This window comes from Fictibacillus arsenicus, assembly GCF_001999465.1.
GTDB classification, from domain to species: domain Bacteria; phylum Bacillota; class Bacilli; order Bacillales; family Fictibacillaceae; genus Fictibacillus; species Fictibacillus arsenicus.
Map to the genome: position 1 here is coordinate 209,899 of NZ_MQMF01000001.1, position 12,663 is coordinate 222,561.

The 12,663-nt window shown below is 39.5% G+C and carries 11 protein-coding genes; 1 reads left to right on the forward strand and 10 read right to left on the reverse strand.

Annotated features, from left to right (window positions below; all coding sequences use genetic code 11):
• Positions 1-143: 143 nt before the first annotated feature.
• From UN64_RS01035 to zapA, 10 genes are all read right to left on the reverse strand, one after another.
• A complete protein-coding gene (locus tag UN64_RS01035) occupies positions 144-1,115 on the reverse strand; it encodes an electron transfer flavoprotein subunit alpha/FixB family protein (RefSeq protein ID WP_077359255.1) in 972 nt (323 codons plus the stop codon).
• A 12-nt stretch (positions 1,116-1,127) separates the two neighbouring features.
• On the reverse strand, positions 1,128-1,898 hold the full coding sequence (locus UN64_RS01040; RefSeq protein ID WP_077359256.1) for an electron transfer flavoprotein subunit beta/FixA family protein: 771 nt from the start codon (positions 1,896-1,898) through the stop codon (positions 1,128-1,130).
• Between the two features lie 15 nt (positions 1,899-1,913).
• Positions 1,914-2,687 carry an enoyl-CoA hydratase gene (locus UN64_RS01045; RefSeq protein WP_077359257.1) on the reverse strand — a complete coding sequence of 258 codons (774 nt, stop codon included), beginning with the start codon at positions 2,685-2,687 and terminating at the stop codon, positions 1,914-1,916.
• 25 nt (positions 2,688-2,712) lie between these two features.
• A complete protein-coding gene (fadR, locus tag UN64_RS01050) occupies positions 2,713-3,312 on the reverse strand; it encodes a fatty acid metabolism transcriptional regulator FadR (protein WP_077359258.1) in 600 nt (199 codons plus the stop codon).
• Between the two features lie 306 nt (positions 3,313-3,618).
• Complete coding sequence (locus UN64_RS01055; RefSeq protein ID WP_077359259.1) at positions 3,619-5,310, reverse strand: long-chain-fatty-acid--CoA ligase; 1,692 nt, start codon at positions 5,308-5,310, stop codon at positions 3,619-3,621.
• Between the two features lie 260 nt (positions 5,311-5,570).
• Positions 5,571-5,975: a DUF350 domain-containing protein gene (locus tag UN64_RS01060; protein WP_077359260.1), complete on the reverse strand. Its 405-nt coding sequence runs from the start codon at positions 5,973-5,975 to the stop codon at positions 5,571-5,573.
• Positions 5,976-6,362: 387 nt separating this feature from the next.
• Positions 6,363-8,720, reverse strand: coding sequence for an endonuclease MutS2 (locus tag UN64_RS01065; protein WP_077359261.1), 2,358 nt, complete (start codon positions 8,718-8,720; stop codon positions 6,363-6,365).
• A 32-nt stretch (positions 8,721-8,752) separates the two neighbouring features.
• Positions 8,753-10,468, reverse strand: coding sequence for a DNA polymerase/3'-5' exonuclease PolX (gene polX / locus UN64_RS01070; protein WP_077359262.1), 1,716 nt, complete (start codon positions 10,466-10,468; stop codon positions 8,753-8,755).
• Between the two features lie 268 nt (positions 10,469-10,736).
• The gene (locus UN64_RS01075) at positions 10,737-11,273 is read right to left on the reverse strand and encodes a CvpA family protein (protein WP_077359263.1); all 537 of its coding nucleotides are present in this window, start codon (positions 11,271-11,273) and stop codon (positions 10,737-10,739) included.
• A gap of 1 nt (position 11,274) precedes the next feature.
• Positions 11,275-11,538 carry a cell division protein ZapA gene (gene zapA, locus UN64_RS01080; protein WP_066291524.1) on the reverse strand — a complete coding sequence of 88 codons (264 nt, stop codon included), beginning with the start codon at positions 11,536-11,538 and terminating at the stop codon, positions 11,275-11,277.
• Positions 11,539-11,691: 153 nt separating this feature from the next.
• On the opposite strand from zapA, the gene rnhC reads away from it, so the two are divergent.
• Entirely contained in the window at positions 11,692-12,636 is a 945-nt protein-coding gene (rnhC, locus tag UN64_RS01085) for a ribonuclease HIII (RefSeq protein WP_077359264.1), read from the forward strand.
• The last annotated feature ends 27 nt before the right edge of the window (positions 12,637-12,663 follow it).

The following is a 12,663-nucleotide window of genomic DNA, read 5'->3' on the forward strand; positions in this document are numbered from 1 at the left end:
ACACGTTCGCTCTTTTTTTCGAGTTTCGCTCATAATCTTCCTTCTTCGCTCAAAGTCTCTCTTCTGGCATCCTGGAGCGGAAATCAACCGTTTCAAAGGTTTGAAAAAAACGTCCAGCGAACCGGACGTTTTGATCGTTTATTTTATACTAACACTTTTTTAAACTCTTCTGTTAACAATGGAACTACTTCAAAAAGGTCGCCAACAATTCCGTAATCTGCTACGGAGAAAATGCTTGCTTCTGGATCTTTGTTGATAGCAACGATGACTTTTGAATTCGACATCCCTGCTAAGTGCTGAATGGCACCAGAGATTCCACAAGCGATATACAAGTCAGGTGTTACAACTTTACCGGTTTGGCCGATTTGAAGGGAGTAATCGCAATAATCTGCATCACATGCTCCTCGGGAAGCCCCAACAGCTGCACCTAGTACATCTGCAAGTTCTTGAAGAGGTTTGAATCCATCTTCAGATTTCACTCCGCGTCCGCCAGCAACGATAATTTTTGCTTCTGATAAATCAACACCTGTAGAAGCTTTGCGAACAACTTCTTTAACGATCGTTCTAAGATCCTTAATTTCAACAGATACAGATTTCACTTCTCCAGAGCGTGATTCATCTTTCTCTAATGGCGCAATATTGTTTGGACGAATTGTAACAAAGATTAGTCCATCATTGATTAATTTCTTTTCGAATGCTTTTCCTGAGTATACAGGACGTGTAAACACTGTATTTTCACCAGCTTGTTCTAATCCAGTTACGTCTGAGATCAGACCAGATTCTAAACGTGCTGCAAGCCTCGGTGACAAATCTTTTCCAAGTGATGTATGTCCGAAAACAATTGCTTCCGGTGTTTCTTCATCGATAATTTGTTTCAAAGCTTGATAGTAGCCATCTGTGGTATAGTTTGCGAGCTTTTCATTTTCTGCGACTAAAACACGATCAGCCCCGTAATGAATTAATTCATTGGCAAGGGATTGTACAGTGTCGCCGCACAATACAGCAAATACTTCTCCTCCGCCTGAAATTTCTTTTGCTGCTGCAATTGCTTCAAATGATACATTACGCAACGCACCGTCACGAGATTCTGCAAGTACTAAAACTTTTTTTGCCATGATGTCTCCCCCTTATATAACCTTTGCTTCGTTTCTTAACAGAGATACAAGTTCTTTCACTTGATCAGCCGTGTCACCAGATAAGATTTTTCCAGCTTCCTTTTTAGGAGGAAGATATATTTCTACTGTTTTTGTTTTAGCTTCTACATCGTCTTCATCGATATCTAAATCATCCAGCTCTAAAGTTTCAAGCGGCTTTTTCTTTGCTTTCATTATTCCTGGAAGCGATGGGTAGCGTGGCTCATTCAAGCCCTGCTGTGCTGTTACCAGCAACGGAAGGGAAGTTTCAATCTTTTCTAGATCTCCTTCTACGTCACGCTCAATATTTACTGTGGTACCGTTAATTTCAATTTTTGTTATTGTAGTTACATGAGGAATATCAAGCAGTTCTGCTAAACGCGGACCCACTTGACCAGTTCCGTTATCAATCGCTACATTTCCGCCTAAGATGATGTCATATTCTTTATCCTTAAAATATGCAGCTAAAACGGAAGAAGTTGTGAATTGGTCCTGACTATCTAAGTCTTCATTTGAAATAAGCACCGCTTGATCGGCACCCATCGCCAAAGCTGTACGAAGCTCTTTCTCAGAGTCTTCATCGCCCACAGTTACAACTGTAACTGTTCCTCCATGTGCATCTTTTAATGTGATCGCTTCTTCAATCGCATACTCGTCGTAAGGATTGATGATGAATTCAGCACTGTCTTCGGAAATTCTATTATTTGAAACAGAGATCTTTTCTTCTGTATCGAAAGTACGTTTTAAAATAACAAAAATATTCATTATTACCCCTCCTAATTATCGGTCCTGAAACACAGGCTTTCTTTTTTCTATGAATGCTTGGATCCCCTCTTGCCCATCATGGCTCTTAAATGCTTTTCCAAACAGTTCCTGTTCTTTCTCTGCTCCCTTTTCATAGAGACCATGTTTAGCATAATTCAGTAATTCTAATGTGTATTTAATGGACACAGCACTTTTTTCTGAAAAGCTCTCTGCCATTTTGTAAGCCTTTTCATAAAGTTCTTCAGCAGGACAGGAATCGTTAGCCAATCCAAAAGATACAGCTTCTTTTCCTGAAATAGGCTGGCTGGATAAGAGCATCTCACATGCTTTTGGAACACCTACTAACTGAGGCAGCCTTTGAGTTCCTGCAAATCCTGGAATAAGACCTAGAGTCAGTTCAGGAAGCCCAAGCTTTGCATCTTCTGCAACAAGCCTTATATGACAGCTCATCGCAAGTTCCAGACCTCCGCCGAGGGCTGCTCCGTGAATGGCAGCAATAACCGGTTTTGAAAATTGTTCAATGCGGTTAAAAACGTCTTGGCCTTTCTTGCCAAGCAGAGCAAATCCTTTTTCATCTGGAACTTCCATGAATTCCTTAATATCTGCTCCTGCTGAGAAAAAACGCCCTTCTCCAAGAATAACGACTGTTTTTATCGAGTTGTCATGTTCTATTTGATCCAATGCTCCGTCAATTTCTTCGATCACACCGGTTGAAAGAGCATTAGCAGGTGCTCGATTAAGCTTTATAGCGGCTACTTTACCTTGCTTTTCAACTTGCAAATAATTCACTTTATCAATCCTCCTCAAGAATCTTTTATTCTGGCTGTGCAGATCTGACTGCCAGACCATTAACGAGCATTTGATGAACGGGACCGGAAAGAGCGGGGAGATCATATCGATGATCATTCATTACCCAGTTCGTAGCCGTTTCATCTATTGTTCCGAAAATCATCTGTCGGGCAAGCCTGTAATCCATATCTCTTACAAACACACCTTCATTCATGCCATCTGTAAGTATGGAATCGATTAGGTTTAAATATCTCTTTAGTACTTCCCCTATTTTGGCCCGGAGCTGTCTGTTTGTCTGGCGCAACTCTAATTGTGTTACGATAGATAATTCGTGATCTGCGGTTAATTGCTTAAAGTGCATCTCGACAAGTGTTCTAAGCTTTTCAATCGCCGAGTCATTACTTTTGAGCTCATTTTCTGTTTTTTCGATAAAGGTCCCCATTTTCTCATTAAAAACAGAAACAAGCAGATCTTCTTTGTTCTTAAAATAAAGATAGATGGTGCCATCAGCAACACCTGCTTCTTTTGCTATCTTTGAAACCTGGGATTGATGATAGCCGTGTTCTGCAATGACATTAACAGCAGCATCAATTATTTTTTCGTATTTTGGACCTTTTCGTTTCATAACTATCGCCTCATTTGTGTATAGCACAACCATATAAAAAAATGAATGATTGTTCATTCATAATTGTAAAACAAATCTTTCTTTTCTGTCAATTTCATTATGTCATTTTTTTATCTATGTTGACAAGCGGGAAGTTTTTAAAAGCGTGTTTTCAACAAACTTTATTGCTTTTGGCAGTGGTTGATTTCTGCTCTAATCAACTTTTAAAAGAAGTTTCTTAAGAAAGAATACTTTTCCTGATGATGGAATTCCACAGAATGTTCAACCCAAAACAAAAACCGCACAATGGCGGTTTTTAATAGTAAATCAGTTATTTTGTTTTGCTTTTTCTCGTTCTTCTTCAAGAAGGACTCTGCGGAGAATTTTCCCTACCATCGTTTTAGGCAGTTCATCTCTAAATTCATACAATCTCGGCACTTTAAATGACGCCAGGTGTTCGCGGCAATATTTATTCAGTTCTTCTTCTGTACACTCCGCTCCTTCTTTCAGTACAACAAAAGCTTTTACGGTCTCTCCGCGATATTCATCAGGTACACCAACGACTACTGCTTCTTTAACACTTTCATGCTCGTATAAAACCTCTTCCACTTCACGAGGATAAATATTAAAGCCGCCCGCAATAATAAGGTCTTTTTTGCGATCAACAATGTAAAAGTATCCTCTCTCGTCCATGTAGCCCATATCACCCGTGATAAGCCAGTCGTCCCTAAAAACTGATGCTGTTTCTTCAGGCTGATTCCAGTACCCTTTCATGACTTGAGGGCCTCTTACAGCCAGTTCGCCAATCTCACCTGGTTCTGCCCATTCACCAGTTTCAGCAGATATTATAGCTGCTTCAGTATTCGGCCAAGGCAGGCCGATGCTTCCTCTTACTTGCTCTCCATAAATTAAATTTGCATGAGTTACTGGTGAAGCTTCAGTTAGACCATAACCTTCAACTAATGAACCAGAAATAATCGCCTGAAACTTTTGCTGAACTTCCAGAGGCAAAGCTGCTGAGCCACTTATGCAAGCCTGGATAGAAGAAAGATCATATTTCTTTAAATCAGGATGGTTCAGAAGTGCAATATACATGGTGGGAGCTCCTGGAAATAGTGTCGGACGCTCTTTATGAATCGTTTTCAACACTTGTGCCGGATCGAATCGCGGGAGTATAATCATCTGCGCCTTTGTTATGATTCCTAAATTCATAACACATGTCATCCCATACACATGGAAGAACGGCAGAGCCCCAAGTATCTTTTCTTTTCCATCCCGATTCTTATACATCCAAGCATTGCACTGTAAAGCATTGACGACCAGGTTTTGATGTGTAAGCATTACACCTTTTGCTGGCCCTGTAGTACCGCCCGTATATTGCAATAATGCCAGATCATCCTCAGGAGAGATGCTGACCTCGGGCTTAATTGGTTTTGACCGTTTAAGCAGTTCAGTGAAAGAATGAACTTCATGATTATAAGAAATGTTTACGATAACCGTTGGATTTTGCCTTTTTTGCACAAACGGGTAAATCAGGTTTTTGGGAAATGGCAAATAGTCCTTAATACCGGTTATTATAACGTGCTCAACATTCGTATCATTCCGTACAGCAGAAATTCTTCCAAAGAGCAGATCCAAACTGACGATTACCTTTGCACCGCTGTCAGAAAGCTGATGCCGCAGCTCTCTTTCCGTATAAAGAGGATTCGTCTGGACAACTATTCCACCTAAGAACAAAGTACCGTAATAAGCAATTACAGCCTGTGGACAGTTTGGCAGCATAATCGCTACACGGTCCCCTTTTTTCACTCCTAATGCTGAAAGTGAATGTGCAAACCGTAAAGAACTTTCATACAGTTCACCGAACGTTAAAGTCTTGCCTAAAAAATGAACAGCAGTATTATCTTTTTTCTGTTCTGCTGCTTCTTCTAAATACGCGAATAAAGGTCTGCTGTCGTAATCAAGATGTCCCGGAATTTCACTTGGGTAACTGTTAAGCCACCTTCTTTCCACTTGCATCTCCTCCTTTAATTCACGCCTTCCTTCAAAAATTTCTATATCTTTATTCCTATTATATTGAAAACGTATACAATTTTATATACTTTTTTAAAAATTAAAAATAATCGGTAAAATTTTGACCAAAAAATTCCAGACCCCATATAGAAAGGTCTGGATTTTAATCATGTGAAAAATAATAAATAAACAAAACCTGCCACAATAAATAATCCGCTAAGAACAAAAAGAACTTTAAATAACGTTTCCATATTTTATCCCTTCAACTATTCAATGCCTTCCCCAATAACAAACGACAGACCTACTGAGATAACCATCGAAATAAAACCTACAGCTCTATTATCATTTTCAATTTCTTTATCGATCTGAAATTTTGGCGTTAAAAATTCATAAATAAAATAACCGATTAAAAGTAAAATGAATCCAAATATTCCCCACATGACCATCATTAGCAAAGAGTCATTCTGGGAAATAGAATATCGAAAAATGTTGGCGATTCCAAAAATCTTACCGCCTGTCGCCATTGCAACTGAAAGATTTCCATTTTTAATTTCAACCCAGTTCTTATATCGCGTCACAAGCTCGAATACAGCTAGAAACAGGACCATACAAAGCACTACAACGCTATAGTTTGCTGCTGTTTTTAAAAAAGCATTTCCCATAAAATCCATCGGCAATTCCCCTTTGTAGATGGCTTGATAATCGATTCAGCCTCATAGTAAAAGCTGTTTTCGTAATCTATGTTGCTTTTGTAAGAGGTTAATTTCCGCTACAGGACTCCCTTTCCGCAGGGTGTGCGGTGAGCCCATTCGCCGCTTTGCGTCATTGAATGGTCTCACCTGTCCCACTCATCCTGCTGGAGTCTCGTCCTTCCGCTTCAATTAACTATTCAATGAAGAAGTTATAAAAAACCTCTTTGTAGCAACAATCCTTTAGAAGAGAGCTTTTTTGAAAGTAGTTGATTTCCGTCAAGGACTGCTTGCTTTCCGCGGTTAAAAGAAAGATGGTGCTCCTGCGGCTGTAAGTGAAAAACGATGATTTCTTGTATTTAGTCTGGATTACTTTAACACGGCTACTGTTACTCCGCCTCCGCCTTCACCTGCGGCACCCATTCTTGTAGACTTAACATTGCGATGTGATTTTAATAGCTCTTGTACGCCTTTTCGAAGTGCTCCAGTTCCTTTTCCATGAATGATATAAACTTGGTTAAAGCCTGCCATCATGGCTTCATCTAAGTATCTGTCAACCTCTAGCATCGCATCTTCATACCTTTTACCTCTTAAATCCAGTTCTGGACGTGAAGAATCATTTGAACCTGTTACTTTTACAAAAGAACGCGGTTCAGGTTTTGGTTTGGATTCTTTAATCCATTCCAGATCTCGTTCTGATACATTCATTTTTAAGATACCGATTTGCACTTGATACTCGCTGCTGCTGACTTTTTCAACGATGTGTCCTTTTTGACCGACACTTAACACTCTTACTTCATCACCAGGTACATATTCTTTCTTAGTGGATGCAGCTTTTGGTTTCTTATTCTTCGTCTTTGATTTTGGAACAGCTTCTTCCAATCTCTTTTTGGCTTCAATCAGTTTATGCTCTTTAATCTGTCCGCCTGATTTTTGAAGCTCACGAATTTCAACAATGATCGCTTCCGCTGTTTCCCGTGCTTTTTCAACAGCTCGTTCTGCTTCTTCTTTCGCCTTCTGATACAGCCGCTCTTTCTCATTTTGATAAAGCTCTAACTCGCGTTCAAGGTCAGCTTTAATGGCTTCAGCTTCTTTTCTTTTAAGCTTAGCTTCTTGCATCTCTTTTTCTGCTTGTTTACGGTTATCTTCAAGAGATCGGATCATATTGTCAATTTTATTATCGTCTTCACTGATCTGAGCTCTAGCTGAATCGATAATATCTTGTCGCAGACCGAGTCTTTTCGATATTTCAAAAGCATTGCTTCGTCCTGGAACTCCGACTAAAAGCCTGTATGTTGGACGCAGTGTCTGTACGTCAAATTCTACTGAGGCATTCATAACGCCTTCACGGTTGTAAGCATAGGCTTTCAATTCACTGTAATGTGTTGTCGCTACAACGCGGGCTCCTCTTGCAAATACGAAATCTAGAATAGAAATCGCTAGTGCTGCACCTTCTTGCGGGTCTGTTCCTGCACCGAGTTCGTCAAATAGTACAAGAGATTCATAATCTAGTTTGTTTAAGATATCAACAATGTTAACCATGTGGGATGAGAATGTACTTAATGACTGTTCGATAGACTGCTCATCGCCTATATCTGCAAAAATCGTTTTAAAAACAGCCATCTCAGATTCTTCCTGTGCTGGAATCTGCAATCCGCATTGGGCCATCAATGTAAGAAGACCGATCGTTTTTAAAGTAACGGTCTTCCCTCCTGTATTCGGACCCGTAATAACAAGAGATTGATACTCTCCTCCAAGCTTCACACTCGTTGGTACTACTGTCTCCTGATCGAGCAGGGGATGTCTGCCGTTATAGAGAGCAATGAAACCTTTGTCATTCATAATCGGTCTAGTACATTTTAGTTCATTTGCAAATCGCGCTTTAGCTAAAATAAAATCAACCTCTGCCAAAACATCTACGTTCAAGAGAATATCATCAGCTGTTTCAGCAACTTGGACAGTGAGTTCTCTTAATATCTTCTCTATTTCACGTGTTTCTTTCGCTTTTGCTTCTTTAACCTGATTATTGATGGTTACGACTGATTGCGGTTCAATAAATAGCGTAGCACCACTGGCAGACTGGTCATGAACCATACCGCCAAAATTCCCTCTGTACTCTTGTTTAACAGGAATAACAAATCTATCATTACGAATCGTTATGATAGAATCTGACAGCATCTTTTGATAGCTTGAAGATCTGACGATTGATTCTAGCTTTTCTCTGACTCTAGCTTCGAACGTACGAAGCTGCTGGCGTATTGTTCTTAGCTCTGTGCTCGCACTATCCATCATTTTTCCGTGGTCATCTATACAATTTTTAATTGACTGTTCAACTTCCTGCAATGGAATGATCTGTTCGGCAGCATTTTTCAAAATATGAAGTTCGATGCCATCTTCCACTAATCCCTCGATAAAACGCTTAAATCTCCTGCCGCCATAAAGAGTTGACGCAATATCCATCAAGTCTTCCTCGTTTAAAAGACTTCCGATTTTCGAGCGTTTTACGTTTGAACGAATATCAAATATCCCGCCGAAAGGAACCTGTCCTTTTAGACGGAGTACTTTTACCCCTTCATCTGTCGCTTCTTGTGCAGTGTTCACTTCTTCAAGTTCCGTTAAAGGGACAAGAGCTTCAATCTTATTTATTCCTAATGAACAGCTTGCATGCTTTTTTAATCTTTCAATTACTTTTTTTAATTCTAAAACTCGCAACATTTTTTCTTGCATGTTAAACTTCCTCCTGATCCGAGGATATAGAGCTATTTTTTACGGTTTAAATAGGTTTCAAATTCTTTTAAAGTCATCGTATTTATTACAGAACTCTTTTTAATAAAACCTTTTCGTGCTACCGCAGCCCCAATCTCCATATGTTTCATCGTTTCTTTATAATGCGCATCCGTATTAATTGCAATCTTCACACCGAGCTCCTGTGCTTTTCTAAGCCAGTCTGGTGATAAATCCAGTCTGTTTGGGTTAGCATTTAATTCGATTGCGGTATCTGTTTCATATGCGAGCTGAAGCAGCATATCCACATCAACATCGTAGCCTGTTCTTCGGCCGATCAGGCGCCCAGTCGGATGAGCAATTAAATCTACCTTTTTGTGATCGAGCGCTGTTTTTAAACGTTTCATGATCTTGCTCTGGTCTTGTGAAAAAGCAGAATGGATACTCGCAATAACAAAATCCAACTCATCGAGAAGATCATCATCATAGTCTAGTGTACCATCTGGTAATATATCCATTTCAATGCCAGCAAATATTTTGAAGTCCTTATATTTTTCGTTCAGTTTATCAATCTCTTTCCGCTGCATGCGGATCCTCTCTGGAGTAAGTCCGTTTGCCACCCGCAGATACTGGGAATGATCTGTAATAGCCATAAACTCATATCCAAGGTTCCTTGCTTCTTCAGCCATCTCCTCTATCGAGAATGCGCCGTCACTCCAAGTAGAATGCAGATGCAGGTCTCCTTTAATATCCGATAAGTTAACAAACTCATAATCTTTCATCAGAAGTTCGATTTCTTCACCAGTTTCTCTCGCTTCTGGCGGTATCCAATTTAGCCCGAAATACGTGTAAAATTCTTCTTCGGTTTTAAACGTTCGAACTTCACCAGTCTCTGTAATCTCAACACCGTATTCACTAATCTTTTCTCCTCTGCTTTTAGCGAGCTGCCGCATTTTAACGTTATGTTCCATTGAACCTGTAAAATGATGCAGTGTCGTTGCGAATTGCTCGGGTTCAACAATTCTAAAATCTACTGAAACAGCCATTTTCTCTCCTAATACGACGGAAACCTTCGTATCACCGCTTGCAATTACATCTGTAACTCCCTGCAAGTTTAGTAGCTGTTCTTTCACTTTTCCAGGATTTTCCGAAGATATAATAAAATCAAGATCTTTAATCGTTTCCCTGTACCTTCTTAGACTGCCTGCTCTTGAAAATTTTTCAATATATTGCATCTTTTCAAGCTGTGCCTCAATATTTTCAGCTATTGGGAGCATATAAGCGATCGGCAGCCTTTCAGGTCTCTTTCCAATATCGTCTAATGAAGCAAGGATCTTCTCTTCTGTCTTTGCTCCAAATCCCGCAATTTCTCTTACTTTACCGGCAGAACACGCTTCTTTTAGCGTTTCAATATTTGTTACGCCCAGTTCTGAGTAAAGTTTCGCAATCTTTTTTCCTCCCAGGTTAGGAACTTGTAATAATGTAATAAGTTCAGAGGGTACTTTTTCCTGAAGTTCAATAAGCAGCTCTGATTCACCTTTATCCATCATTTCGATAATAACTGCAGCGGTTCCTTTGCCAATGCCTTTTATTTTCGAAACATCTTCTATTTGATCCATCGTTCGCTCATCACCTTCTAGAGCATTTGCGGCTTTTCGGTAAGCGGAAACTTTGAAGGAATTTTCTCCTAGAATTTCGAGATAAAGAGCAATTTGTTCTAACGCACGTACAATTTCTTTTTTATTAGCCATAATGTACTCCCTTTCTTTCGATCTCGATTTATTTTAATAGGCTCTCTTCTAACAGATTGTTGTTGTTTTTGGAATTTTTCATTTCCTTCAATGACAAGATGATTGAAGCGTAAGATGCGAGACTCCTAATGGCGCAAAGCGGCAGGAGGCTCACAGTACACCCCATGGAAAGCGAGCAACCTGAAGCGGAAATCAACAACTGTCAAAGAGCTACAATATATACGAAACAGTCATTTAATAAAAAAACTTCTCCAAGGAGGGAGAAGTTTTACGCCATATGTTTCATCCACATTTCCTTAACTGACTCAGAAAATACGGGGGTGTTTTTGACCATTCCCTGTGCAATCCATGAATTATCATAATGCGCCTGAAATGATTCGATAGGCACTAATGTTGCGATATACAGCAAAATAAATAAGATTAGATAAACTTCTACAAAGCCTAACAGTCCGCCAAGCCATCTGTTTGCAGTATGCAAAATCGGTAAATGTGCAAGAAAATCCAGCATAGAGCCTAATATCTGCAGAATGATTTTTGTTGCAAAGAACAAAATAGCAAAAGCGATCGCATTGTAATAGGCCTGCTCGAGTGAGATGCTATTAAGCAATAATGAGGCAGAACCATCATTAGAAGACGGATATGGGATCCATAGCTCAAGCTTTGGGGCAAGATCATCATAATACAGATAAGCAACGATGTAAGCTGCGATAAATCCGATCAAGTGTACGAGCTGCATAATAAACCCGCGTTTTAACCCGATCAAAAAGCCACCCAATAATACAATAAACAGAATTAAATCCAGCATGTTAACTTTCCTCTTTTCCAATTCTTTGTTGCAATTTTTTCAGCTCTTCTTTAATCTTTAAATATTCACTCATTGTATTTACCGCTGTCAGTACAGCGAGTTGTTTCGAATCGAGAAACCGATTATGAGACTGAATTTCTCTCATTTTCAAATCTACTTTATCAGCTACTAAATGAATGTGGCTGGAAGGTTCGGTCCCTGCAATTACATAACGCTGTCCATAAATCTCGACCGTCGTACGGTTTTTATTTTTGTCTTCCGCCACGAAAAAACCTCCTTATCAATAAAAGGATCAATCATTAGATGAATACTCTAATCTACATCTTATCAAATATCTTACATAGTTGAAAATATTTCTGTTCATTTCTAGAGAAATTTTGATATATTTGGAAATTGAATAATTTTAGGGGGCAATAATATGGGTCATGTTGTAAAAAAAATGACGAATACCGAAATCTTAACAATGAAAAAAGAACTGGCTCATGCCGTCCAGGATAAAACTCCGCCTGGTGCTGTCTTTTCTGCAAAACTTCCAGATTGTACAGTAACAGCTTACAATTCGGGAAAAGTACTGTTTCAAGGTAAAGGAGCAGAAGAAGCTTCTCAAAAATTTTCAGGTCAAGCCTCACCATCTAAAGTAAAAAGCAAAACAACTAAACCGCCTCATCGTTATGCACCGCCTCAAAATGCTGCAGAATTATCGATGATCGGAAGCGATGAGGTTGGCACAGGTGATTATTTCGGACCGATGACAGTTGCAGCAGTATATGTATCACGAGACCAGCTTGAACTGGTAAGGGAACTTGGGGTCAAGGATTCCAAGCATTTAAACGATAAACAGATCGTTCAGATTGCGAAAGAACTTATTCACACTGTACCCTACTCCCTCCTTGTACTTAATAATGAAAAATATAATGAGCTTCAGCAAAAAGGGATGACTCAAGGAAAAATAAAAGCGATCTTGCATAATCGCGCTCTTCAAAATGTGAAAGCTAAAATAGAAGGCGCAGAGATCGATGGGATATTAGTAGATCAGTTTTGCGAACCAGGCGTTTATTTTAATTACTTAACGAAAGAGAAAAACCTTTTAAAAGAGGGCATCTATTTTGCTACAAAAGGTGAATCAATCCATCTCGCAGTAGCTGCTGCCTCAATATTAGCTAGATACAGTTTTTTAAAGGAGATGGATAAACTCGGAGCACGTTTTAACACTGTTATTCCAAAAGGCGCCGGACCTCACGTTGATGTGAAAGCGGCTGAACTAGCAGAACAGTTCGGAGAATCCGTTTTTGATACAGCAACAAAGAAACATTTCGCTAACACTCAAAAGGCTTTGAACCTGTTGAAAAAAAAGCGTTCATGAACTGCATTTTTAAGCCGAAATACTGGT